This is a genomic window from Agromyces sp. NPDC055661 (assembly GCF_053618135.1).
Window position 1 is genome coordinate 792,515 of record NZ_JBSHHC010000002.1, and the last position, 24,749, is coordinate 817,263.

Genomic DNA, 24,749 nt, shown 5'->3' on the forward strand with positions numbered 1-24,749 from the left:
GGATGTCGTGGTGACCGTCGAGTTCGAGTTCCGCACGCCGTTGGCGATGCCCGTCGAGGAGGCGTTCGAGCGCTCGCTCAGCATCGACCTGCACGTCGCCTCGATGGCGGCCAGCCACGAGCGTGCGATCGGCGGCGTCACCTCCGGCCGCATCGGGCTGGGGGAGGAGGTCACCTGGCGCACGCGGCAGTTCGGCATGCCGATCACCATGACGAGCCGGATCACCGAGCTCGAGGCGCCCAACTGGTTCGTCGACGAGCAGGTGCGCGGCCCCTTCCGCAGCTACCGGCACGAGCACGCGTTCATCGCCGAGGGCGACGGCACCCTCATGATCGACCACGTCGTGTTCGAGGCGCCGCTCGGGCGACTCTCGGAGGCGGTGGCCGGCCCGCGGCTGCAGCGGCTGATCGCCGAGCGCAACGCGTACCTCGCGGCATCCGGCCGGCCGACGTCGGCGTGAACACGCCCGGAAGGTGCCGGTGGTGGGGGTCGAACCCACACGCCCTTTCGGGCAAAGCATTTTGAGTGCTCCGCGTCTGCCATTCCGCCACACCGGCCAGAGGCCCCGCTCAGAATACCGTAGGCTTTCCTGCGTGACAGACAGCGAACAGACCCTGCCGGCGCCGCGCCGCGTGGTCGTGGCGGAGGACGAGTCCCTCATCCGCCTCGACATCGTCGAGATCCTCCGCGACAACGGCTACGAGGTCGTCGGGGAGGCCGGCGACGGCGAGACGGCCGTGGCCCTCGCGACCGAGCTGCGCCCCGACCTCGTCATCATGGACGTGAAGATGCCCCAGCTCGACGGCATCTCGGCGGCCGAGCGGCTCTCGAAGGGCCACATCGCGCCGGTCGTGCTCCTCACCGCGTTCAGCCAGAGGGAGCTCGTCGAGCGGGCGAGCGAGGCGGGCGCCCTCGCCTACGTCGTGAAGCCGTTCACCCCCAACGACCTGCTGCCGGCCATCGAGATCGCGCTCGCCCGGCACGCCCAGATCATCGCGCTCGAGGCCGAGGTCGGCGACCTCGTCGAGCGCTTCGAGACCCGCAAGCTCGTCGACCGCGCCAAGGGCCTGCTCAACGAGAAGATGGGCCTCACCGAGCCCGAGGCGTTCCGTTGGATCCAGAAGGCGTCGATGGACCGTCGCCTCACCATGAAGGACGTCTCCCAGGCCATCATCGAACAGCTCGCTCCCAAGAAGTAGGGCCTCCAGAACCCGAGCAGCGGATGCCGCGACGACCCGTTCGTCGCGGCATCCGTCGTCTCCGCCGACGGCCGAGGCCGCGGCATCCGTCGCCCGCCCCGCTGTGAGATCGGTGTCACCGGTCGCTTGTAGTCTTGGTGGGTGCCGGACGCAGACAAGCCCACCCTCCTCGTGATCGACGGCCACTCGCTGGCCTTCCGCGCCTTCTACGCCCTCCCCGTCGACAGCTTCTCGACGCGCGACGGGCAGCACACGAACGCCATCCACGGGTTCCTGTCGATGCTGCTCCTGCTGCTGCAGAACGAGAAGCCCACGCACCTCGCGGTGGCGTTCGACATGTCGCGGCAGTCGTTCCGCACGCGCGAGTACGCGGAGTACAAGGGCAACCGCGGCGAGACCCCGGTCGAGTTCAAGGGCCAGGTCCCGCTCCTCCAGGACGCGCTGCGCGCCATGGGCGTGCGCACGCTCGAGAAGGAGGACTTCGAGGCCGACGACATCCTCGCGACGCTCGCCTCGCGCGGCGCCGCCGAGGGGTACCGCGTGCTCCTGGTCTCGGGCGACCGCGACACCATCCAGCTCGTGAACGACGACGTCACGCTGCTCTACCCCAACACGCAGGGCGTCTCGCAGCTCAAGCGCTACGACACCGACGCGGTCGTCGAACGCTACGGCATCCGCCCGGAGCAGTACCCCGACGTGGCCGCCCTCGTCGGCGAGACGAGCGACAACCTGCCCGGCATCCCGAAGGTCGGCGAGAAGACCGCGGTGAAGTGGCTGGGCCTCTACGGCGACCTCGACGGCATCCTCGCGCACGCCGAGGAGATCAAGGGCGTCGTCGGGCAGAACCTGCGCGACGGGCGCGAGAACGCGGTGCGCAACCGCAAGCTGAACCAGCTCGTGCGCGACGTCGAGCTCGACGTCGAGATCGCCGAACTCGAGTCCCATCCGATCGACCTCGAGTCGGTGCGGCCGATCTTCGAGCGGCTGGAGTTCCGCACGCTCATGGAGCGCGTGACGAAGCTCGTCACGGGCGAGGCCAACGGCAGCGGCGGCGCTTCCGCCGCGGCTTCCGCGCCCGCCCAGCCCGAGGTCGTCGAGTCCGGGCCGGCGCCCACCGCGCCGACCGCGCAGCGCCTGGTCGGCGACGACCTCGCCGCGTGGCTCGAGCGCGCCGCAGCCGCCGAGCCGGCGGGCCTCGGCCTCAGCCTCGAGGTCGTCGACGGACGCGTGATCGGCGCGGGCATCGCGACCGCCGACGAGTCGGTGCACCTCGCGTGGCAGGCAGGCGCGCCCGAGACGGCGCCGTTCGAGGTGTGGCTGGGCAGCGACGCGCCGAAGATCCTCACCGACGCGAAGCCGCAGCTGAAGGCGCTCGCGCGATCGGGTCTCGCGATCGACGGGCTCGTACTCGACACGCTCCTCGCCGGATGGCTCGTGCGGCCGATCCTGCAAGAGAAGACGCTGTCCGACCTCGTGTCGTACCACCTCGGGGAGACCGTGCCGCAGGCCGACCCGGCGATGCTCGTGCCCGAGGAGGGCAGCGATTCCGGCGCGCCCGAGTACGCCTGGTACACGCTCCGGCTCGCGCCCGTCGTGCTCCGCGCGCTCTCCGAGGAGTCGCGCCGCCTGCTCGCCGAGGTCGAGATGCCCCTCGTGCACGTGCTGGCCGCCATGGAGCTGCGCGGCGTCACCGTCGACCACGGCGAGCTCTCGACGCTCTCCGGCGAGCTCGGGGCGCGCGCCGCGGCGCTGGCCGAGGCGGCCTACGCCGAGATCGACCGCGAGATCAACCTCGGCTCGCCGAAGCAGCTCCAAGAGGTCCTCTTCGACCAGCTCGGCATGCCGAAGACCCGGGCGACGAAGACCGGCTACACGACCGACGCGAACGCACTCGCCGACCTGCAGGAGTCGAACCCGCACCCGTTCCTCGGCTACCTTCTGGAGCACCGCGACGTCACGAAGCTCCGCCAGATCATCGAGTCCCTCGACAAGGCGATCGGCGCCGACGGGCGGATCCACACGACGTACGGCCAGATCGGCGCGGCCACCGGGCGCATGTCGTCGAACGACCCGAACCTGCAGAACATCCCCATCCGCACCGAAGACGGGCGACGCATCCGCGAGGCGTTCCGGCACGGTCCCGAGTACGCCGAGCTGCTCACCGCCGACTACTCGCAGATCGAGATGCGCATCATGGCGCACCTCTCGGGCGACCCCGGGCTCATCGAGGCGTTCAACGCAGGCGAAGACCTGCATCGGTTCGTCGGCGCGCGGGTCTTCTCGGTCGACCCGGCCGACGTCACCAACCTCATGCGCACCAAGGTGAAGGCGATGTCCTACGGCCTCGCCTACGGGCTCAGCGCGTTCGGCCTCTCGAAGCAGCTCCGCATCGAGCGGGCCGAGGCCCAGCAGCTCATGCGCGAGTACTTCGAGCGGTTCGGCGCCGTGCGCGACTACCTGCGCGGCGTGGTCGAGCAGGCGAGGATCGACGGCTACACCGAGACGATCTTCGGCCGCCGTCGCCCGTTCCCCGACCTCTCCAGCCCCAACCGGGTGCTCCGCGAGAACGCCGAGCGCGCCGCGCTCAACTCGCCGATCCAGGGCTCGGCCGCCGACATCATCAAGATCGCGATGTCGCGCGTCGAGGCCGACATCGCCGGTCGCGGGCTGCGGAGCCGCATGCTCATGCAGGTGCACGACGAGCTCATCTTCGAGGTCGCGCCGGGCGAGTCCGACGTGCTCGAGGAGGTCGTGCGCGATCGAATGGCGCACGCCGCCGACCTCCTCGTGCCGCTCGACGTGCAGATCGGTCGCGGCGCCAACTGGGACGACGCGGCCCACTGAGCCGCGCGGCACGGATGCCCCGAGCCGACGCATGCGGCTCGCGGCATCCGTGGTCGTGGCCGGCCCACTCGCGCCCTCGCACGCGCCGCTCGCGCGTCTGCACGCGCCGCCGAGGGCCGTCGGCCAGGCCGTCGCCCGGGCCTTCGCGGCGCGTCGGCGGGGTGCCCTAGGCTCGCTCCCATGGCATCGAGTGAGCGCACCCCGTCCGACGTCGACCGCATCGCCGAAGGGTGGGTCGACACCCTCGTCGAGCTGAATCCGGCCGTCGGCACGTACATCGGCCGTTCCTCCGCCGACGACCGGCTCGCCGACTACTCGCCCGAGGGTCACGATCGGGCCGTGCACGAGACGCGACGGGCGCTCGCGGCGCTCCGTTCCGCCGCTCCGGTCGACGACGTCGATCGCATCACGGTCGCCGACCTCGGCAGCGAGCTCGCGCTCGACCTCGAGGGCGACGAGGCGAAGCTGCACCTGCGCGACCTCAACGTGATCGCCAGCCCCGCGCAGGAGATCCGCGAGGTGTTCGACATCATGGCCACCGACTCGCGCGACGACTGGGAGCGCATCGCGTCCCGGCTCGGCGAGGTGCCGCGCGCGATCGGCGGCTACGTGGCCACGCTCCGCGCCGGCATCGGCGAGGGCGTGGTGCCCGCGGTCCGGCAGGTGCGCGAGGTCGCCGCCCAGGCGCGGCGCATCGCGAAGTCCGACGGGTTCTTCGCGACCTTCGCCGAGCACGCGAAGGCCGGCGACGAGGAGCTCCCCGAGCCGCTGCGTCGCGAGCTCGAGCGCGGAGCATCCGAGGCGGCGACCGCCTACGGCGCACTCGCCGACTTCCTCGAGGGCGAGCTCGCACCCGTCGCGGGCGAGCGCGACGGCGTGGGCCGCGAGCTGTACGCGCTGCAGTCGCGCCGCTTCCTGGGCGCGGTCATCGACCTCGACGAGACCTACGAGTGGGGCATCGAGGAGCTCGCACGGATGGTCGCCGAGCAGGAGTCCATCGCCCGGGAGATCAAGCCCGGGGCATCCGTCGCCGAGGCCATCGCCTACCTCGACGGCGACCCGTCGCGCAAGCTGCACGGCACCGACGCCCTGCAGCGGTGGATGCAGGAGACCAGCGACCGTGCCGTCGCCGAGCTCGGCGCCACGCAGTTCGACATCCCCGCCGAGATCCGCACCCTCGAGTGCCTCATCGCGCCCACGCAGGAGGGCGGCATCTACTACACGGGTCCGAGCGACGACTTCAGCCGCCCGGGCCGCATGTGGTGGTCGGTGCCCGAGGGCGTGACCGAGTTCGACACCTGGCGCGAGCTCACCACCGTGTACCACGAGGGCGTTCCGGGCCACCACCTGCAGATCGGGCAGGCGGTGGTGAACCGCGGCAAGCTCAACACCTGGCGTCGGCAGCTGGCCGGCACGTCGGGCCACGCCGAGGGCTGGGCGCTCTATGCCGAGCGGCTCATGGAGAGCCTCGGCTACCTCGACGACCCAGCCGATCGGCTCGGCATGCTCGACGGCCAGCGCATGCGCGCGGCGCGCGTGGTGCTCGACATCGGCATGCACCTCGGCAAATCCCGTCCCGACGGCCAGGGGCCGTGGACGGGGGAGTACGCGCTCGAGTTCCTCTCGCAGAACGTGAACATGAACGAGGGCTTCGTGCGGTTCGAGGTGAACCGGTACCTCGGCTGGCCGGGCCAGGCGCCGTCCTACAAGGTCGGCCAGCGCATCTGGGAGCAGTTGCGCGACGAGGTCGCACGCCGCGAGGGCGATGCGTTCGACATCCGCGAGTTCCACCGTCGCGCGCTCGACCTCGGCGGTGTCGGACTCGACACGCTGCGCGGTGCGCTCCTGAGCTGACGCCCGCGCGGGTCGGGCGGCTCGGACGTCTGGGCGGCTTCGCACGGACCCCCAGTTGAGGTGAGGAATCCTCAAGAACACTGGTGGGTCGGGCGAGCCGACGGCTAGCATGCGACGAGAGGCGCTCGGCGCCCGACCCTGCGGAGACGACGCGCCGCCGCGCCTCGCACGAGTCAACCCGACGTGCAAGGAGCGGTCATGAGTGCCCTCAAGTCGTTGATCGCCGCTGCAGCCGGCGCCTCCGTGATCGCCGCGGCCCTGATCGGCAGCACGGTGCAGCCGCGAACGGCGGCCACGCCGGGCACGGTCCACTTCACCGCGTCAGGCGACATCGCGGCGCGGGCCGAGTCGGCCGCGGTCCTGAGCCAGGTCGACGCGCTCGACCCCGACCTGCACCTCGCCCTGGGCGACCTCTCCTACGGGGCCACCGGCGCCGAGCAGACCTGGTGCGACTTCGTGACCGCGCGCGTGGGTGCTGGGTTCCCGTTCGAGCTCATCTCGGGCAACCACGAGAGCGACGGCCTCAACGGCAACATCAACGACTTCTCGGCCTGCCTCCCGAACCAGCTCCCGGGCGTCGTCGGCACCTACGGCCGGCAGTACTACGTCGACGTGCCGCAGGGCGCCCCACTCGTGCGGTTCATCGGGATCTCGCCCGGGCTCGTCTACTCCGACGGCGCCTGGACGTACACGGCCGGCTCGCCCCGGTACCAGTGGACCGCCGCCGCCATCGACGGAGCCCGCGCCGCGAACATCCCGTGGGTCGTCGTCGGCATGCACAAGCCGTGCCTCTCGATGGGGCAGTACACCTGCGACCCGGGCGCCGACCTCGTGAACCTCCTGCTCCAGAAGCGCGTCGACCTCGTGCTCGGCGGCCACGAGCACCTGTACCAGCGCTCCAAGCAGCTCGTCACGCGGGCCGGATGCACCTCGCTCACCATCGGCGGCTACAACCCCGCGTGCGTGGCCGACGCCGACAGCGACCTCGTGCGGGGTGCCGGAACCGTCTTCGCGACGGTCGGCACGGGCGGGATCCAGCTGCGCGACGTCACGACGACCGATGCCGAGGCCGGCTACTTCGTCACGTCCTCCGGGCTCAACCAGAACCCGACGTGGGGCAACCTCGACGTCTCGGCGACCTCCACCACGATGACGGCGCGATTCCTGCCCGCGACGGGCGGCACGTACACCGACGCCTTCACGATCACGGCGGGCCAGGCGGGCAACACGCCGCCGGTCGCGGCGTTCACCCCGACGTGCGCGGGGCTCGGCTGCACCGTCGACGGCAGCGCGTCGACCGATTCCGACGGCCTGGTGGCCGACTACGCATGGCAGTTCGGCGACGGCGGCACCGCGACCGGAGCCACCGCCTCGCGCACCTACGCCGCGGCGGGCAGCTACACGATCACGCTCACGGTCACGGACGACGACGGCGCCACGGCGTCGACGACGGCGACCGTGACGGCCGTCGATCCGGGCGGGCCGGCGGTCATCGCCTCCGACGCGTTCGGGCGCGAGGTCGTGAACGGACTCGGCTCAGCCGACGTCGGCGGCCCCTGGACCTTCACGGGCGCGAGCTCGTCGTACTCGGTCACGGGTGGCACCGGGCGACTCCGGATGGCCACGCTCGGGGGGACCCTCAACGCGTACCTCGACGGCGCGTCGCAGCAGGCAGGCGACCTGCGGTTCAGCATCGCCGTCGACAAGCCGCCCACGGGCTCCGGCATCTTCCTCTCGGCGATCGGCCGCCGCGTGACGGTCGTGGGCGCCTACCAGGCGAAGATCGTGCTCCGCGTCGGCGGGACGGTCGGCATCTCGCTCGTCCGGGTGAACACGAGCGGCGGGGGAGAGGTCGCGCTCACGCCGGCCATCAACATCCCCGGGCTCGTGTACGCCGCGGGCGACCGCCTCAACGTGCGCCTGCAGGTCATCGGCGCCTCGCCGACGACCCTCAACCTCAAGGTGTGGAAGGCCGGCACGCCCGAGCCGGCGGCGTGGCAGCGAACGGCGACGGATGCCACGGCCGGCCTGCAGGCCGCGGGTGGCATCGGCCTGCGCACCTACCTCTCCAGCACCGCGACGAACGCACCCGTGACGGCGACGATCGACGATCTCGTGTTCACGGCGCCCTGACGGGCGGCTGGATGCCCGGTTGCCGATGGCCCTCGCCGTCGGCTAGGATGGAGCGTCACGCGTGTGACATCCCTGTCCGCATGCCCGCCGCGGAAATCATCAACGCTCACCTTCGCGACGGGCTCGATTCTGTCCTTTACGGAGCATTCACTACATGACAACCGCAACGACCAAGGCGCCCAAGCAGGTCGCGATCAACGACATCGGATCTGCTGACGATTTCCTCGCCGCGGTCGAGAAGACTCTCAAGTTCTTCAACGACGGCGACCTCATCGAGGGTACCGTCGTGAAGATCGACCGCGACGAGGTCCTCCTCGACGTCGGATACAAGACCGAGGGTGTGATCCCCTCCCGCGAGCTTTCCATCAAGCACGATGTCGACCCCAGCGAGGTCGTCGGCGTCGGCGACACCGTCGAGGCCCTCGTTCTCCAGAAGGAGGACAAGGAAGGCCGACTCATCCTGTCGAAGAAGCGCGCGCAGTACGAGCGCGCCTGGGGCGACGTGGAGAAGATCAAGGAAGCCGACGGCGTCGTGACCGGCCAGGTCATCGAGGTCGTCAAGGGCGGCCTGATCGTCGACATCGGCCTCCGCGGCTTCCTCCCGGCTTCGCTCATCGAGCTCCGCCGCGTCCGCGACCTCACGCCGTACCTCGGCCAGGAGATCGAGGCGAAGATCCTCGAGCTCGACAAGAACCGCAACAACGTCGTGCTCTCGCGCCGCGCGCTCCTCGAGCAGACGCAGTCCGAGTCGCGTTCGACGTTCCTCGCCAACCTCCACCCGGGCCAGATCCGCAAGGGCGTCATCTCGTCGATCGTCAACTTCGGTGCGTTCGTCGACCTCGGCGGCGTGGACGGCCTCGTGCACGTCTCCGAGCTGTCGTGGAAGCACATCGAGCACGCCAGCGAGGTCGTCGAGGTCGGCCAGGAGGTCACCGTCGAGGTGCTCTCCGTCGAGCTCGACCGCGAGCGCGTCTCCCTGTCGCTCAAGGCGACGCAGGAGGACCCGTGGCAGGTCTTCGCCCGCACGCACGCGATCGGCCAGGTCACCCCGGGCAAGGTCACGAAGCTCGTCCCGTTCGGCGCGTTCGTCCGCGTCGCCGACGGCATCGAGGGCCTCGTGCACATCTCGGAGCTGTCGGGCCGTCACGTCGAGCTCGCCGAGCAGGTCGTGTCGGTCGGCGAGGAGGTCTTCGTCAAGGTCATCGACATCGACCTCGAGCGTCGCCGCATCTCGCTCTCGCTCAAGCAGGCCAACGAGGGCGTCGACCCCGAGGGCACCGAGTTCGACCCGGCGCTCTACGGCATGCTCACCGAGTACGACGAGCAGGGCAACTACAAGTACCCCGAGGGCTTCGACCCCGAGACGAACGAGTGGCGCGAGGGCTTCGAGGCCCAGCGCGAGAAGTGGGAGCAGGACTACGCTGCGGCCCAGGCTCGTTGGGAGGCGCACAAGAAGCAGGTCGCCCAGGCGAACGCTGCTGCTGCCTCCGACGACTCGTTCGCAGGCTCGGCGTCGTACTCGAGCGACTCCGCGGCTGCCGGCACCCTTGCCGACGACGCGTCGCTCGCTGCACTGCGCGAAAAGCTCTCGAGCAACAACTAGTCGCACGCGACGAACGGAAGGCCGGTCCCCTCGGGGGCCGGCCTTCCGGCGTTGCGGGCGCCCGCTCGGCCCGGAATCGCGGGGTCGCGTGCTCGCCGGCTCAGCCGGTGGGAGCCGGCGGCTGCGCCGCGCGCTCGCGCCGGAGGCGTCGTCGGCGCACCAGCCAGACCACGAGCGCCGCCAACACGACGATGGCGAGCAGCACGAGCACCGGAGCGAGGATGGCGGCGAACGCGAGGGTGAAGCTGCCGGCGTCCTCCGCGGCGCTCGCGACGGGGGCGCCCACGCCGGCCGTCGACGCGTTCACGATCGGCCGTGCGGCGGCCTTCGCGAGGTGCACCCCGAGCGCGAGGACGATGCCGATCGCGATCGGGACCCACTGCTGCGAGGCGAAGAACGTCTCGGGGTCGGTGACCGCCACGGTGGTCGCCCCGACGCCCGATCCGAACGCGATGCCGCCCGCCGTCGGCCTGATGAAGGTCTGCACCACGTCGTTGATCGAGTCGAGCCCCGGCACCTTGTCGGCGACGAACTCGAACACGAGCAGCACGACGAGGATGAGGAGCACCCACTCGTTCGCGAGCCACGCCCAGGCCGCCGGGAGCTCGATGAGCCCCGTGAATCGGTCGAGCGCGCCGAGCACGACGAGCGGGATCCAGGCGTTGAGCCCGGCCGCGAGCGCGAGACCCGTGCCGGTCAGCAGCTCGAGCATCGACACCCCCTCAGCCGTGCGGGCCATCGACCCGGCGTCGCCGTCGGGTCGAGTGTCGCATGGATAGAGTGGGGAGCGTGTATCTGATCGGTCTCACGGGCGGAATCGCCTCCGGCAAGTCCACGGTCGCCAGGCGCCTCGTCGAGCACGGGGCGGTGCACATCGACGCCGACGACCTCGCGCGCCGCGTCGTGGAGCCCGGCAAGCCCGCTTTCGACGCGATCGTGGCCGAGTTCGGCCAGGGCGTGGTGGGACATGACGGGCGGCTCGACCGCCCGAAGCTCGGCGAGCTCGTGTTCGGCGACGATGCGGCACGTGAGCGGCTCAACGCGATCGTGCATCCGGCGGTCCGCGAGTTGTCGCGCAAGCTCATCGAGCGCGCCGAGGCCGAGGACCCCGACGCCGTGGTGGTCTACGACGTGCCGCTGCTCGTCGAGGCATCCGTCGACCACCCCTTCGACCTCATCGTCGTGACGAACGCGCCGCGCCGCACGCAGGTCGAGCGCCTGGTCGAGGAGCGCGGGTACGACCCGATCCACGCCGAGGCCCGGGTGGACGCCCAGGTCGACAACACCGCGCGCCTCGCGATCGCCGACGTGGTCATCGACACCGACGGATCGATGGCGCACACCATGAGCCAGACCGACGCGCTGTGGCAGCGCATCCGCCAGGAGCGCGCGCGAGCGTAGGTGCGCGTCGAGCGGATGCCGCAGCTCGCGTCCACCCGCGTTCGCCCGTGGCGCACGCCGGGTGGAGTGTCGGCGGGCGAACCTAGACTTGAACGCATGCAGGCCACGCGTTCCGTCCGTCCGTTCGAGGTCGTGAGCGAGTACCAGCCGAGCGGCGACCAGCCCACGGCGATCGCCGACCTCGCCGGCCGCATCAACGCCGGTGAGACCGACGTGGTGCTCCTCGGCGCCACCGGCACGGGCAAGTCGGCGACCACCGCCTGGCTCATCGAGCAGGTGCAGCGTCCCACGCTCGTGCTCGCGCACAACAAAACCCTCGCGGCGCAGCTGGCCACCGAGTTCCGCGAGCTGCTGCCGAACAACGCGGTGGAGTACTTCGTCTCCTACTACGACTACTACCAGCCCGAGGCGTACGTGCCGCAGACCGACACCTTCATCGAGAAGGACTCGTCGATCAACGCCGAGGTCGAGCGGCTCCGACACTCCACCACGAACTCGCTGCTGAGCCGTCGCGACGTCGTGGTGGTTTCGAGCGTGTCATGCATCTACGGCCTCGGCACGCCTGAGGAGTACCTCAACGCGATGATGCCCCTGCAGGTGGGTCAGCGGGTCGATCGCGACTGGCTCATCCGCAAGTTCGTGTCGATGCAGTACCAGCGCAACGACCTCGCGTTCTCGCGCGGCACGTTCCGCGTGCGCGGCGACACGATCGAGATCATCCCGATCTACGAGGAGCTCGCGATCCGCATCGAGATGTTCGGCGACGAGATCGAGGCGCTGTACAGCCTGCACCCCCTCACGGGGCAGGTCGTCGCGAAGCTCGACGCGGTGCCGGTGTTCCCGGGCTCCCACTACGTCGCGAGCACCGATGTCATGCAGCGGGCGATCGGCACGATCCGCGACGAGCTCGACGAGCGCCTCGCCGAACTCGAGCGCGAGGGCAAGCTGCTGGAGGCGCAGCGACTGCGGATGCGCACGACGTTCGACCTGGAGATGATGGAGCAGATCGGATTCTGCTCGGGCATCGAGAACTACTCGCGGCACATCGACGGCCGGGCGCCGGGGGAGGCGCCGCACTGCCTCCTCGACTACTTCCCCGACGACTTCCTCGTCGTGATCGACGAGTCGCACGTCACCGTGCCGCAGATCGGCTCCATGTACGAGGGCGACTCGTCGCGCAAGCGCACGCTCGTCGAGCACGGGTTCCGGCTGCCGAGCGCGCTCGACAACCGACCGCTCAAGTGGGACGAGTTCAAGGCGCGCGTCGGCCAGACCGTCTACCTGTCGGCGACGCCCGGCCGCTACGAGATGGGCGTCGCCGATGGCGTGGTCGAGCAGATCATCCGGCCGACCGGCCTCGTCGACCCCAAGATCGTGGTGAAGCCCTCGAAGGGCCAGATCGACGACCTGCTCGAGGAGATCCGGCTCCGCGCCGAGCGCGACGAGCGTGTGCTCGTCACCACGCTCACGAAGCGCATGGCCGAGGAGCTCACCGACTTCCTCACCGAGGCCGGCGTGCGCGTGCGCTACCTGCACTCCGACGTCGACACGCTCCGCCGCGTCGAGCTCCTCACCGAGCTGCGCGCCGGCGTCTACGACGTGCTGGTGGGCATCAACCTGCTCCGCGAGGGCCTCGACCTGCCCGAGGTGTCGCTCGTGGCGATCCTCGACGCCGACAAGGAGGGCTTCCTCCGTTCGTCGACGTCGCTCGTCCAGACCATCGGCCGCGCGGCCCGCAACGTGTCGGGCGAGGTGCACATGTACGCCGACGTGCTCACCGACTCGATGGCTTCCGCGATCGACGAGACGACGCGTCGTCGCGACAGGCAGCTCGAGTACAACCGCGCGAACGGCATCGACCCGCAGCCGCTGCGCAAGCGCATCGCCGACATCACTGAGGTCCTCGCTCGCGAGGAGGCGGATACGGCGGCGCTGCTCGCCGGTCGCGAGGGCCGCGCCAAGGCGCCGGTGCCGAACCTCCGGCGCGAGGGCATCGCGGCCGAGGGCGCGAACGACCTCGAAGACCTCATCCGCGACCTCAACGACCAGATGCTGGAGGCCGCCGGCGAGCTGAAGTTCGAGCTCGCGGCCCGGCTGCGCGACGAGGTCTCCGAGCTGAAGCGCGAGCTGCGTCAGATGGAGAAGGCCGGTCACCTGACGTAGGCGGGGAGCCCCCTCGAACGCCGAGAATCGAACGTATGTTCGCTGAGAGCACGTGCCGCAGCGGGCCCCGTGTCGGCGGTGCTCTCTAGACTCGGAGGGTGCCAGTTTCACGTCTCGATGCCCACTCGCACCTGAGTGTCCGCGGTGCCCGCGTGCACAACCTGCAGAACGTCGACGTCGAGATCCCGCGCGATGCCATGGTCGTGTTCACGGGCCTCTCGGGCTCGGGCAAGTCCTCGCTCGCGTTCGACACGATCTTCGCCGAGGGCCAGCGTCGCTACGTCGAATCGCTCTCCGCATACGCCCGCCAGTTCCTCGGCCAGGTCGACCGACCCGACGTCGACTTCATCGAGGGGTTGAGCCCTGCGGTGTCGATCGACCAGAAATCGACGAACCGCAACCCGCGCTCGACGGTCGGCACGATCACCGAGATCTACGACTACATGCGCCTCCTCTGGGCGCGCATCGGCGTGCCCCACTGCCCGGTGTGCGGGGAGAGGATCCAACGGCAGACGGTGCAGCAGATCGCCGACCAGCTCATGGAGCTGTCGGAGGGCACGCGCTACCAGGTGCTGAGCCCGGTCGTGTCGCAGAAGAAGGGCGAGTTCGTCGACCTGTTCCGCGAACTCGCGGCGGGCGGCTACTCGCGCGCCGTCGTCGACGGCGAGGTCATCCGGCTCGACGAGCCTCCGGTGCTGAAGAAGCAGGTCAAGCACGACATCTCGGTCGTGATCGATCGGCTCGTCGCCGGTCCCGAGCTCCTCGGGCGTCTCACCGACTCGCTCGAGACGGCGCTGCGCCTCACCGACGGGCTCGTGCAGGTCAACTTCGTCGACGAGACCGGCCCCGACGCGTGGACCACGTTCTCCGAGAAGCTGTCGTGCCCCAACCAGCACCCGATCCAGCTCACCGAGATCGAGCCGCGCACCTTCTCGTTCAACGCGCCGTTCGGCGCCTGCCCCGAGTGCTCGGGCCTCGGCACGCGCATGTCGGTCGACGAGGCGCTGCTGCTCGGCGACACGACGCTCAGCATCGCCGAGGGCGTCATCCTGCCGTGGACCTCGCAGGGCAAGAGCCTCTACAACTACTACGAGAAGCTGCTCGACGGGCTGGCCCGCGACCTGGGCTTCTCGCTCGACACGCCGTGGGAGGAGCTCCCGGCCGATGCGCGCAACGCCGTGCTCCGGGGCGACAACTTCGAGGTCAAGGTGCGGTGGCGCAACCGCTACGGCCGTGAGATGAGCTACACGTCGGGCTTCGAGGGTGTGGTGCCGTACATCGAGCGCCAGTACCTCCAGGCCGAGACCGACGTGCAGCGGGCGCGCTGGGCCGAGTACCTCCGCGAGGTGCCGTGCCCGGTGTGCGACGGCAAGCGCCTCAAGCCCGAGGTGCTCTCGGTGCTCATCCACGACCACAGCATCGCCGACGTCGGCCTGCTCAGCCTCACCGACGCCCGCGCCTTCATGGACCGACTCCAACTCACCGACCGCGAGCAGGCCATCGGCGCCCAGGTGCTCCGCGAGATCAAGGTCCGGCTCGACTTCCTCATCAGAGTCGGGCTCAGCTACCTCGACCTCGCTCGGGCGGCCGGCACCCTCTCGGGCGGAGAAGCGCAGCGCATCCGGCTCGCGACGCAGATCGGCTCGGGCCTCACGGGCGTGCTCTACGTGCTCGACGAGCCGAGCATCGGGCTCCACCAGCGCGACAACCGCCGCCTCATCGACACGCTCGTCGCCCTGCGCGACCTCGGCAACACGCTCATCGTCGTCGAGCACGACGAGGACACGATCCGCACGGCCGACTGGATCGTCGACATCGGCCCGGGCGCCGGCGTCAACGGCGGAACCGTGGTGCACTCGGGCAGCTACGCCGACCTGCTCAAGAACTCGCGCTCGCTGACGGGTGATTACCTGTCCGGGCGCAAGGAGATCGCGATGCCCACCCGGCGGCGCGCGATCGATCCCGGTCGCATGATCTCGGTGCAGGGCGCCGAGGCCAACAACCTTCGCGGCGTCGACGTGGAGTTCCCGCTCGGCACGTTCACGGCGGTCACCGGGGTGAGCGGCTCGGGCAAGTCGTCGCTCGTCAACGACATCCTCTACCGCGTGCTCGCGAACCGGCTCAACGGCGCCCGCAAGGTGCCGGGCAGGCACCGCCGCGTCATGGGCATCGAGCAGCTCGACAAGGTCGTGCACGTCGACCAGGCGCCGATCGGCCGCACGCCGCGATCGAACCCGGCGACCTACACGGGCGTGTTCGACCGCATCCGCACGCTCTTCTCCGAGACCACCGAGGCGAAGGCGCGCGGCTACCTGCCCGGCCGATTCAGCTTCAACGTCAAGGGCGGGCGCTGCGAGGCGTGCGCAGGCGACGGCACGATCAAGATCGAGATGAACTTCCTGCCCGACGTGTACGTCGCGTGCGAGGTCTGCGGCGGCAAGCGGTACAACCGCGAGACGCTGCAGGTGCACTACAAGGGCAAGAACATCGCCGAGGTGCTCGAGATGCCGATCAGCGAGGCGGCGGAGTTCTTCGAGCCGATCTCGGCGATCCACCGGTACCTCAAGACGCTCGTCGACGTCGGCCTCGGCTATGTGCAGCTCGGGCAGAGCGCCACGACCCTGTCGGGCGGCGAGGCGCAGCGTGTGAAGCTCGCCACCGAGCTCCAGCGCCGCTCGAACGGCCGCAGCGTGTACGTGCTCGACGAGCCCACGACGGGCCTCCACTTCGAGGACGTGCGCAAGCTCCTGAAGGTGCTCGGCAAGCTCGTCGACAAGGGCAACACGGTCATCGTCATCGAGCACAACCTCGACGTGATCAAATCCGCCGATTGGATCATCGACCTCGGGCCCGAGGGCGGCTCCGGCGGCGGCCAGGTCGTCGCGACCGGCACGCCCGAGCAGGTGGCTCGAGTGGCCGAGAGCCACACCGGCTACTTCCTGCGCGAGATCTTCGACGCGGCATCCGCCCACGTCGAGGTCGCCAGCTGACGCGGATGACCACAGCGCTGTCACGAGACACCGTTCCGTACCGGCCGAAGCCCGGGGAGATCCCCACGGGCCCCGGCGTCTACCGGTTCCGCGACGCCGATCGCCGCGTGCTCTACGTCGGCAAGGCGAAGAACCTGCGGGCACGCCTGTCGAACTACTTCGCGCCGCTGTACAGCCTGCACGAGCGCACCCGCCGCATGGTGCTCAGCGCGGCATCCGTCGAGTGGACCGTCGTCGCGAGCGACGTCGAGGCGCTGAACCTCGAGATCACGTGGATCAACGAGCTGAAGCCGCCGTTCAACGTGCGGTTCAAGGACGACAAGTCGTACCCGTACCTCGTCGTGACGCTCGCCGACGAGGCGCCGCGCGCGATGGTCTCGCGCAAGCGCGGCATCCCGGGGGCCCGGTACTTCGGCCCGTACCCGAAGATGTGGGCCGTCACCGACATGCTCGAGATCCTCATCAAGCTGTTCCCGATCCGCACGTGCAAGGACAGCGACTACCGGCGCGCGATGGCGACGGGCAAGCCGTGCTTCGCAGGCCAGATCGGGCGGTGCTTCGGGCCGTGCTCGGGCAGGGTCACGGTCGAGGAGCACCGGGCGAACGTCGATCGGTTCGTCGCGTTCATGCAGAACCAGGACCCGCGCATCGTGCGCGACCTCGAGCGCGAGATGCACGCCTCGTCGGCCGTCCAGGACTACGAGTCGGCCGCGCGCAAGCGCGACCAGCTGCAGGCGGCAACGGCGTTCTTCGAGAAGAGCGCCGTGGTGCTCGGCGACCGCGTCGACCTCGACGTGTTCGGCATCGAGCACGACGAGCTCGCCGCTGCGGTGCACCTGTTCATGGTCCGCGGCGGCCGCATCCGCGGCGAGCGGTCGTGGACCGTCGACAAGGAGCTCGACGTGCAGCTCGGCGAGCTGGTCGACGTCGTCGTGCAGAATGCGTACGGCGACGACCTGACGCCGGCGCGCGAGATGGTCGTGCCCGAGCTGCCCGACGACGCCGACGCGCTCGAGACCTGGCTCGGCGGGCTCGCCGGCCGCAACGTGAACCTCCGCGTCGCGCAGCGCGGCGCGAAGGCCCAGCTGCTCGCCACCGCGACGCAGAACGCCAAGCAGTCGCTGATGCTCTACAAGACTCGCCGCAGCGCCGACTTCACCACCCGCTCGCGGGCGCTCGAGGACATCCAGGAGGCCCTCGGCATGGCCGACGCGCCACTGCGCATCGAGTGCTACGACGTCTCGCACCTCAGCGGCACGAACATCGTGGCGTCGATGGTCGTGTTCGAAGACGGCCTCGCGCGGAAAGACGAGTACCGCCGGTTCACCATCCCGAGCTCCACCGACGACACCGACTCGATCCGCCAGGTGCTCACGCGCCGGCTCGCGTACCTCGCGAGACCGGCCGACGGCGAGGCATCCGATCAGGCGGTCGCCGCCGAAGGCGCGAGTGCCGGGGCTGAGGCGCCCGACGGCGATGCAGCGGATGCCCCGGTGATCTCCGAGCGGCGCAGGAAGTTCGCCTACCGCCCCAACCTCCTCGTCGTCGACGGCGGCCAGCCGCAGGTGGCGGCTGCGGCCAGGGCGCTCGAGGAGTCCGGCGTAGAGGGCATCTACCTCTGCGGCATCGCCAAGCGGCTGGAGGAGATCTGGACGCCCGAGGCCGACTTCCCGGTCATCCTGCCGCGCAACAGCGACGCCCTGTTCCTCTTCCAGCGCGTCCGCGACGAGGCGCACCGCTTCGCCATCACGCACCAGCGCCAGCGCCGCAAGCGCGACATCTCGACGGTGCTCTCCGAGATCCCGGGGCTCGGGCCGGTCAGGGTGCGGGAGCTGTTGAAGCACTTCGGATCGGTGAAGCGACTTCGCGGCGCGGGGGAGACCGAGATCGCCGAGGTGAAGGGCATCGGCCCGAGCCTCGCGGCCACGGTCCACGCGCACCTGCACGCTGACGGCGTGTCGGCGCCCCGGTAGGCTGGGGTGTCGACGCGCGAAACGGGGGCAGGGGACGATGGCAGCCGAGGCTGAGCACCACCAGCAGGAGATGCTCATCGTCACCGGGATGTCGGGCGCCGGACGATCCACCGTCGGGAACGCGCTCGAGGACCTGGGCTGGTACGTCGTCGACAACCTCCCGCCGCAGATGCTGCGTCCGCTCGTCGAGCTGGTCGAACGCGCCGGGGCCTCGCTCCCGCGCATCGCAGCGGTCGTCGACGTGCGCGGCCGCGACTTCTTCTCGGAACTGCAGGACATCATCCAGGCACTCCGCACGGGCGTGAACGTGCGCGTCGTGTTCCTCGACGCGACCGACGCGGTGCTCGTGCGCCGCTTCGAGTCCGTGCGCCGGCCGCACCCGCTGCAGGGCAACGGCACCCTCCTCGACGGCATCGGCGCCGAGCGCGGCCGACTGGCCGAGCTGCGCGAGTCGAGCGACATCGTCGTCGACACGTCCGACCTCAACATCCACCAGCTCGCGACGCTCATCACCGAGACGTTCGCCGAGGAGGGTCGCGCGGGCCTGCGGGTCACGTTGCTGAGCTTCGGCTTCAAGTACGGGCTCCCGGCCGACGCCGACCTGGTGGCCGACGCGCGATTCCTGCCCAACCCCTTCTGGATCCCCGAGCTCCGGCACCTCAACGGCGAGGACCCCGAGGTGGCCGAGTTCGTACTCGGCCAGCCCGGTGCACGCGAGTTCATCGACGCCTACGCCGCCGCGCTCGAGCCGGTGCTCGCGGGCTACCAACGTGAGAACAAGCGACATGCGACCATCGCGATCGGATGCACCGGCGGCAAGCACCGCTCGGTGGCCATCGTCCGCGAGCTGGCCGACCGACTGGGCGCGCTCCCGGGCGTGGCCGTCAGCGTGAAGCATCGCGATCGCGGCCGTGAATGAGCCGGCCGCACACCATGAATGAACGAGAGGACGTGACGTGGCACTGACCGCCGACGTGAAAGAGGAACTCGCGCGGGTCGAGGTGTCGAAGACGAGCGTGCGCGCGGCCGAGCTCGCCTCGGTGCTGCGCTTCGCAGGCGGCTTGCACATCATCTCGGGCCGCATCGCGATCGAGGCCGAGCTCGACTCGCCGACGATCGCCCGGCGCGTGACCCGCGACCTCGGCGAGCTCTACGGCGTGCGACCGGATGTCTCCGTGATCTCGCCGTCGGGCATCCGCCGGCAGAACCAGTACCTGGTGCGCGTGCTCGACGGCGGCGAGACGCTCGCCCGGCAGACCGGGCTGCTCGACGCCCGCCGCCGTCCGGTGCGCGGGCTGCCGAACAAGCTCACGACGGGCTCGCGCGACGACGTCGCGGCCGTCTGGCGCGGGGCGTTCCTCGCCCACGGCAGCCTCACCGACCCCGGCCGCTCGGCGGCGCTCGAGGTCACGTGCCCCGGCAACGAGACGGCGATGGCCCTCGTGGGCGCGGCCGGTCGCCTGGGCGTCTCGGCGAAGGCCCGCGAGGTGCGCGGCGTGCACCGCGTCGTGATCCGCGACGGCGAGGCGATCAGCGCGATGCTCGCGATCATGGGCGCGACCGAGACCGTGCGCAATTGGGAGGAGCTGCGGCAGCGGCGCGAGGTGCGAGCCACCGCGAACCGCCTGGTGAACTTCGACGACGCGAACCTCCGTCGGTCGGCGCAGGCCGCCGTGGCCGCGTGCGCCCGCGTGGAGCGAGCCATGGAGCTCCTCGGCGACGACATCCCCGACCACCTGAAGTACGCGGGGGAGCTGCGCCTCGCGCACCGCGACGCCAGCCTCGACGAGCTCGGCCACCACGCCGACCCGCCCATGACGAAGGACGCCGTGGCCGGACGCATCCGGCGCCTGCTGGCCATGGCCGACAAGCGCGCGGCGGAGCTGGGCGTGCCCGGCACCGAGGCGAGCCTGCCCGCCGACCTCGACGACTGAGCGGGGGCGCGCGCCACCGCGGCATCCGACTGCCGACTGCCGCCCGGGCAGGTGACCGAAAGCGTCAAGGCCCGGCAGCGCCCGCTACGTCAGGCATAGGCTAGGGGATGCCGCGGTCGCGCCGGGCAGAGGCCCGGTTCCCCGGCATCTGACAAGGAGAAGCAATGGCTGACTACACCCTCCCCGATCTCCCGTACGACTACGCGGCCCTCGAGCCGTCGATCAGCGGTCGGATCATGGAGCTGCACCACTCGAAGCACCACCAGGCGTACGTGACCGGTGCCAACACGGCCCTCGCGCAGCTCGCCGAGGCGCGCGACTCGGGCAACCTCGCCAACGTCAACAAGCTCGAGAAGGACCTCGCGTTCAACCTCGGCGGCCACGTCAACCACTCGATCTTCTGGACCAACCTGTCGCCCGACGGCGGCGACAAGCCGACCGGCGAGCTCGCTGCGGCGATCGACGACGGGTTCGGCTCGTTCGACAAGTTCCAGGCCCACTTCACGGCCACCGCCCTCGGCGTGCAGGGCTCCGGCTGGGCCGTGCTCGCGTGGGACTCGATCGGCCAGCGGCCCATCATCGTGCAGTTCTTCGACCAGCAGGGCAACCTCCCGGCGGGCATCGTCCCGCTGCTGATGCTCGACGTCTGGGAGCACGCGTACTACCTCGACTACCAGAACGTCCGCGCCGATTACGTGAAGGCGTTCTGGAGCATCGCGAACTGGGACAACGCCCAGCAGCGCCTCCAGGCCGCACGCGAGAAGACCTCAGGGCTGCTGCTACTGTCATAGCGGATGGTGTCCCCGGGCGCCGTCCGGGGACACCGCCGTCCGATCAGTTCACCTTGGAATCCGCGCATTCGCGCACGTCAATTCAGGAGACATCCGTGTCCGTAAAGATCGGCATCAACGGCTTCGGCCGCATCGGCCGCAACTACTTCCGAGCCGCCCTCGCCCAGGGCGCCGACCTCGAGATCGTCGCCGTGAACGACCTCACCGACAACAAGACGCTCGCGCACCTGCTGAAGTACGACTCGGTCACGGGCCGCCTCGACGCGACCGTCGACTACGACGACGACCACATCATCGTGAACGGCAAGGCGATCAAGGCCTTCGCGGAGCGCGACCCCGCGAACCTGCCCTGGGGCGAGCTCGGCGTCGACATCGTCATCGAGTCGACCGGCTTCTTCACCAAGGCCGCCGACGCGCGCAAGCACCTCGAGGCCGGCGCGAAGAAGGTCCTCATCTCGGCTCCCGCGACCGACGAGGACGCGACCTTCGTCATGGGCGTCAACGAGGACTCGTACGACCCCGAGAAGCACAACATCATCTCGAACGCGTCGTGCACCACGAACTGCCTCGCGCCGCTGGCCAAGGTCTTCAACGACGCGTTCGGCATCGAGCGCGGCCTCATGACCACGGTGCACGCCTACACGGCCGACCAGAACCTGCAGGACGGGCCGCACAAGGACCTGCGCCGCGCCCGCGCCGCCGCCATCAACATCGTCCCGACCTCGACCGGTGCGGCGAAGGCCATCGGCCTCGTGCTGCCCGAGCTCGTCGGCAAGCTCGACGGCTTCGCCCTGCGCGTCCCGGTCCCCACCGGCTCGATCACCGACCTCACCGTCACCTCCTCGCGTCCCGTGACGGTCGACGAGGTCAAGGCCGCCTACAAGGCCGCCGCCGACGGTCCCCTCAAGGGCATCCTGAAGTACACGGAGGACGAGATCGTCTCGAGCGACATCGTCTCCGACCCGTACTCCTGCATCTTCGACGCCGGTCTCACGCGCGTCATCGGCGACCAGGTGAAGCTCTCGGGCTGGTACGACAACGAGTGGGGTTACTCCAACCGTCTCGTCGACCTCACCGAGTACGTCGCCGAGCGCCTCTGAAGCGGGCCGTCGTGACCCTGCGAACGATCGAAACCCTCGGTCCGCTCGCCGGCAAGCGCGTCGTCGTCCGTTGCGACCTCAACGTTCCTCTCCAGGACGGGGTCATCACGGACGACGGCCGCGTGCGGGCGTCGGTGCCCACCCTCGAGGCCCTCACGGGCCAGGGGGCACGCGTCATCGTGGTCTCCCACCTCGGTCGCCCTGACGGTGCGCCCGACCCGAAGTACAGCCTCGCGCCCGTGGCGGCCCGCCTCGACGAGCTCATCGACGCTCCCGTGGCGTTCGCGTCCGACACGGTCGGCACGGATGCCGCGGCGAAGGTCGCGGCCCTCGGCGACGGCGAGGTGCTCGTGCTCGAGAACCTCCGGTTCAACCCGGGGGAGACCTCGAAGAACGAGGCCGAGCGCACGGCGTTCGCCGGCCAGCTCGCCGAGTTCGCCGACGCCGTGGTCTCCGACGGCTTCGGCGTCGTGCACCGGAAGCAGGCAAGCGTCTACGAGCTGGAGGAGCTGCGGCCGAGCGCCGCGGGCCTCCTCATCGCCTCGGAGCTCGACGTGCTCGACCGGCTCACGGAGTCGCCCGAGCGTCCCTACACGGTCGTCCTTGGCGGCTCGAAGGTCTCCGACAAGCTCGGCGTGATCGCGCACCTGCTGCCGCGGGTCGACGCGCTGCTCATCGGCGGCGGCATGCTCTTCACGTTCCTCGCGGCGCAGGGCCACAAGGTCGGCTCGAGCCTCCTCGAGGCGGACCAGATCGAGACGGTGCAGGGCTACCTGGCCGAGGCCGCCGAACGCGGCGTCGACATCCTCCTGCCGACCGACGTGGTCGTGGCCGAGCGCTTCGCCGCGGATGCCGCGCACGAGGTCGCGCCGGCCGACGCCATCGAGGAGACGGCGTTCGGGGAATCCGGACTCGGACTCGACATCGGGCCCGACACGGCCGCGGCGTTCGCCGAGCGGATCCGCGAATCGAAGACGGTGTTCTGGAACGGCCCGATGGGCGTGTTCGAGCTCGCGCCCTTCGCCGAGGGCACGCGCGTGGTCGCACAGGCGCTCACCGAGGTCGACGGCCTCAGCGTCGTCGGCGGCGGCGACTCCGCCGCGGCGGTGCGCCAGCTCGGCTTCGCCGACGACGCATTCGGACACATCTCGACGGGCGGAGGCGCGAGCCTCGAGTTCCTCGAGGGCAAGAAGCTCCCCGGACTGGAGGTCCTCGGATGGCAGTGAAGCGCACCCCGTTCATCGCGGGCAACTGGAAGATGAACCTCGACCACCTGCAGTCGATCGCGTTCGTGCAGAAGCTCGCGTGGTCGCTGGCCGACGCGAAGCACGACTACGCCGACGCCGAGGTGGCCGTGTTCCCGCCGTTCACCGACCTGCGCTCGGTGCAGACGCTGATCGCGGCAGACTCGCTCCCGCTCGCCTACGGCGCGCAGGACCTGTCGGCGCACGACTCGGGCGCCTACACGGGCGAGGTCTCCGGCGCGTTCCTCGCGGCCCTCGACTGCGCGTACGTCATCATCGGGCACTCCGAGCGGCGCACCTACCACCACGAGACCGACGCGGTGGTCAACGCGAAGGTGCTCGCGGCACAGCGTCACGGTCTCATCCCCGTCGTATGCGTCGGCGAGACCGCCGACGACCTGGAGCGGTTCGGCGCGAGCGCCGTGCCCGTGGCGCAGCTGCGCACGGCGCTCGAGGGCGTCGACGGCGCGAAGGGCCTCGTGGTCGCGTACGAGCCCGTCTGGGCGATCGGCTCCGGCCAGGCGGCCACGCCCGAGCAGGCCGAGAAGGTCGCCGCGGCACTGCGCGAGGTCATCGCCGAGGTGCTCGGCGACGACGTCGCCCAGGCGACGCGCATCCTCTACGGCGGATCGGTGAAGGCCGCGAACATCGCGTCCTTCCTGCGCGAGCCGAACGTGGACGGCGCCCTCGTGGGCGGCGCGAGCCTCGACATCGACGAGTTCTCGAGCATCGCCAGATTCACGAAGCACGTCGGGGCCTGACGGCGGGTTCCATCGGCCCGGCCGCGCGTGCGGCTATACTCGAATGTCGGCACGACACCCTGCGTCGTGCCCGGAAAGGTTCACCGTGGAGATTCTCCAGGTCGTCCTGCAGGTGCTGCTCGGGCTCACGAGCCTCCTGCTGACGCTGCTCATCCTGCTGCACAAGGGCCGCGGCGGCGGTCTGTCCGACATGTTCGGCGGCGGCGTCACCTCGAGCCTCGGCGCCTCCGGCGTGGCCGAGCGCAACCTCAACCGGATCACGGTGATCCTCGGACTCGTGTGGGTGACGTGCATCGTCGTGCTCGGACTCATCACGAAGTTCGACGCCGGAATCTGACGGGGGAGACGCCATGGCATCAGGCAACAGCGCCATCCGTGGCTCGCGCGTGGGCGCGGGCCCCATGGGCGAGCAGGATCGCGGGTTCCACGCCGACCGCGTCGCCGTGAGCTACTGGGACGCCCAGGGCAACGAGACCGTGCGGTACTTCGCGGCGAACCTGCCCGAGGAGGAGATCCCCGAGATCATCGACAGCCCCTCGACGGGTCTGCCGGCGGGTCGCGACAAGGACAACCCGCCGTCGGTGTCGAAGCTCGAGCCGTACAAGACGCACCTCGCCTACGTGAAGGAGCGTCGCACCGACGAGGAGGCCGCCGCGCTGCTCGAGGAGGCCCTCACGCAGCTCCGCGCGCGCCGTGGGCAGACCGCTCCGCAGGAGTGACGTCACCCGCAGACATGCGGAAGGGGCCGGCCATCTTGGC

General features: G+C 70.2%; 19 protein-coding genes and 1 tRNA gene. 18 read left to right on the forward strand and 2 right to left on the reverse strand.

The window, feature by feature from the left end; translation table 11 throughout:
* Positions 1 to 10 precede the first annotated feature (10 nt).
* Positions 11 to 460 (forward strand): SRPBCC family protein, encoded by a 450-nt coding sequence (locus ACWGO8_RS17275; protein WP_452044213.1) that lies wholly within the window; start codon positions 11 to 13, stop codon positions 458 to 460.
* A 14-nt stretch (positions 461 to 474) separates the two neighbouring features.
* Here the strand turns inward: ACWGO8_RS17275 and ACWGO8_RS17280 are convergent.
* Positions 475 to 557 (reverse strand) — tRNA-Leu (locus ACWGO8_RS17280).
* A 36-nt stretch (positions 558 to 593) separates the two neighbouring features.
* On the opposite strand from ACWGO8_RS17280, the gene ACWGO8_RS17285 reads away from it, so the two are divergent.
* The 5 genes from ACWGO8_RS17285 (at position 594) to rpsA (ending at position 9,633) form a co-directional block, all read left to right on the forward strand.
* Positions 594 to 1,199: an ANTAR domain-containing response regulator gene (locus tag ACWGO8_RS17285; RefSeq protein WP_452044214.1), complete on the forward strand. Its 606-nt coding sequence runs from the start codon at positions 594 to 596 to the stop codon at positions 1,197 to 1,199.
* Positions 1,200 to 1,340: 141 nt separating this feature from the next.
* Positions 1,341 to 4,043, forward strand: coding sequence for a DNA polymerase I (gene polA / locus ACWGO8_RS17290; protein ID WP_452044215.1), 2,703 nt, complete (start codon positions 1,341 to 1,343; stop codon positions 4,041 to 4,043).
* A gap of 180 nt (positions 4,044 to 4,223) precedes the next feature.
* Complete coding sequence (locus ACWGO8_RS17295) at positions 4,224 to 5,897, forward strand: DUF885 domain-containing protein (protein ID WP_452044216.1); 1,674 nt, start codon at positions 4,224 to 4,226, stop codon at positions 5,895 to 5,897.
* Positions 5,898 to 6,095: 198 nt separating this feature from the next.
* Complete coding sequence (locus ACWGO8_RS17300) at positions 6,096 to 8,030, forward strand: PKD domain-containing protein (protein WP_452044217.1); 1,935 nt, start codon at positions 6,096 to 6,098, stop codon at positions 8,028 to 8,030.
* 154 nt (positions 8,031 to 8,184) lie between these two features.
* Positions 8,185 to 9,633: a 30S ribosomal protein S1 gene (rpsA, locus tag ACWGO8_RS17305; RefSeq protein WP_452044218.1), complete on the forward strand. Its 1,449-nt coding sequence runs from the start codon at positions 8,185 to 8,187 to the stop codon at positions 9,631 to 9,633.
* 100 nt (positions 9,634 to 9,733) lie between these two features.
* Here rpsA and ACWGO8_RS17310 read toward each other — a convergent pair whose 3' ends face one another.
* Entirely contained in the window at positions 9,734 to 10,345 is a 612-nt protein-coding gene (locus tag ACWGO8_RS17310; RefSeq protein WP_452044219.1) for a DUF4126 domain-containing protein, read from the reverse strand.
* Positions 10,346 to 10,422: 77 nt separating this feature from the next.
* Between ACWGO8_RS17310 and coaE the strand changes: the two genes are divergently transcribed.
* From coaE to ACWGO8_RS17370, 12 genes are all read left to right on the forward strand, one after another.
* Positions 10,423 to 11,034 (forward strand): dephospho-CoA kinase, encoded by a 612-nt coding sequence (coaE, locus tag ACWGO8_RS17315; protein ID WP_452044220.1) that lies wholly within the window; start codon positions 10,423 to 10,425, stop codon positions 11,032 to 11,034.
* A gap of 96 nt (positions 11,035 to 11,130) precedes the next feature.
* Entirely contained in the window at positions 11,131 to 13,197 is a 2,067-nt protein-coding gene (gene uvrB / locus ACWGO8_RS17320) for an excinuclease ABC subunit UvrB (protein WP_452044221.1), read from the forward strand.
* 98 nt (positions 13,198 to 13,295) lie between these two features.
* On the forward strand, positions 13,296 to 16,187 hold the full coding sequence (uvrA, locus tag ACWGO8_RS17325) for an excinuclease ABC subunit UvrA (RefSeq protein ID WP_452044222.1): 2,892 nt from the start codon (positions 13,296 to 13,298) through the stop codon (positions 16,185 to 16,187).
* Positions 16,188 to 16,192: 5 nt separating this feature from the next.
* Complete coding sequence (uvrC, locus tag ACWGO8_RS17330; protein ID WP_452044223.1) at positions 16,193 to 18,160, forward strand: excinuclease ABC subunit UvrC; 1,968 nt, start codon at positions 16,193 to 16,195, stop codon at positions 18,158 to 18,160.
* Between the two features lie 37 nt (positions 18,161 to 18,197).
* A complete protein-coding gene (rapZ, locus tag ACWGO8_RS17335) occupies positions 18,198 to 19,079 on the forward strand; it encodes an RNase adapter RapZ (protein WP_452044224.1) in 882 nt (293 codons plus the stop codon).
* A gap of 37 nt (positions 19,080 to 19,116) precedes the next feature.
* Positions 19,117 to 20,094, forward strand: a complete 978-nt coding sequence (gene whiA / locus ACWGO8_RS17340) for a DNA-binding protein WhiA (RefSeq protein WP_376954820.1) — start codon at positions 19,117 to 19,119, stop codon at positions 20,092 to 20,094.
* Positions 20,095 to 20,258: 164 nt separating this feature from the next.
* A complete protein-coding gene (locus tag ACWGO8_RS17345; protein ID WP_452044225.1) occupies positions 20,259 to 20,885 on the forward strand; it encodes a superoxide dismutase in 627 nt (208 codons plus the stop codon).
* 95 nt (positions 20,886 to 20,980) lie between these two features.
* Positions 20,981 to 21,985 (forward strand): type I glyceraldehyde-3-phosphate dehydrogenase, encoded by a 1,005-nt coding sequence (gap, locus tag ACWGO8_RS17350; RefSeq protein WP_376954817.1) that lies wholly within the window; start codon positions 20,981 to 20,983, stop codon positions 21,983 to 21,985.
* 11 nt (positions 21,986 to 21,996) lie between these two features.
* The gene (locus ACWGO8_RS17355; protein ID WP_452044226.1) at positions 21,997 to 23,211 is read left to right on the forward strand and encodes a phosphoglycerate kinase; all 1,215 of its coding nucleotides are present in this window, start codon (positions 21,997 to 21,999) and stop codon (positions 23,209 to 23,211) included.
* Positions 23,202 to 23,990: a triose-phosphate isomerase gene (gene tpiA / locus ACWGO8_RS17360; protein ID WP_452044227.1), complete on the forward strand. Its 789-nt coding sequence runs from the start codon at positions 23,202 to 23,204 to the stop codon at positions 23,988 to 23,990. The genes ACWGO8_RS17355 and tpiA overlap by 10 nt, the downstream gene beginning before the upstream one ends.
* A gap of 85 nt (positions 23,991 to 24,075) precedes the next feature.
* Complete coding sequence (gene secG / locus ACWGO8_RS17365) at positions 24,076 to 24,327, forward strand: preprotein translocase subunit SecG (protein ID WP_108595410.1); 252 nt, start codon at positions 24,076 to 24,078, stop codon at positions 24,325 to 24,327.
* Between the two features lie 13 nt (positions 24,328 to 24,340).
* Positions 24,341 to 24,709, forward strand: coding sequence for an RNA polymerase-binding protein RbpA (locus tag ACWGO8_RS17370; protein ID WP_376954812.1), 369 nt, complete (start codon positions 24,341 to 24,343; stop codon positions 24,707 to 24,709).
* The last annotated feature ends 40 nt before the right edge of the window (positions 24,710 to 24,749 follow it).

Coding starts and splice junctions, on each gene's coding strand:
- ACWGO8_RS17295 (WP_452044216.1), top strand. CDS start 4,224: ATGGCATCGAGTGAGCGCACCCCGTCCGACGTCGACCGCATCGCCGAA.
- ACWGO8_RS17300 (WP_452044217.1), top strand. CDS start 6,096: ATGAGTGCCCTCAAGTCGTTGATCGCCGCTGCAGCCGGCGCCTCCGTG.
- rpsA (WP_452044218.1), top strand. CDS start 8,185: ATGACAACCGCAACGACCAAGGCGCCCAAGCAGGTCGCGATCAACGAC.
- ACWGO8_RS17310 (WP_452044219.1), bottom strand. CDS start 10,345: ATGCTCGAGCTGCTGACCGGCACGGGTCTCGCGCTCGCGGCCGGGCTC.
- uvrB (WP_452044221.1), top strand. CDS start 11,131: ATGCAGGCCACGCGTTCCGTCCGTCCGTTCGAGGTCGTGAGCGAGTAC.
- uvrC (WP_452044223.1), top strand. CDS start 16,193: ATGACCACAGCGCTGTCACGAGACACCGTTCCGTACCGGCCGAAGCCC.
- rapZ (WP_452044224.1), top strand. CDS start 18,198: ATGGCAGCCGAGGCTGAGCACCACCAGCAGGAGATGCTCATCGTCACC.
- ACWGO8_RS17345 (WP_452044225.1), top strand. CDS start 20,259: ATGGCTGACTACACCCTCCCCGATCTCCCGTACGACTACGCGGCCCTC.
- tpiA (WP_452044227.1), top strand. CDS start 23,202: ATGGCAGTGAAGCGCACCCCGTTCATCGCGGGCAACTGGAAGATGAAC.
- ACWGO8_RS17370 (WP_376954812.1), top strand. CDS start 24,341: ATGGCATCAGGCAACAGCGCCATCCGTGGCTCGCGCGTGGGCGCGGGC.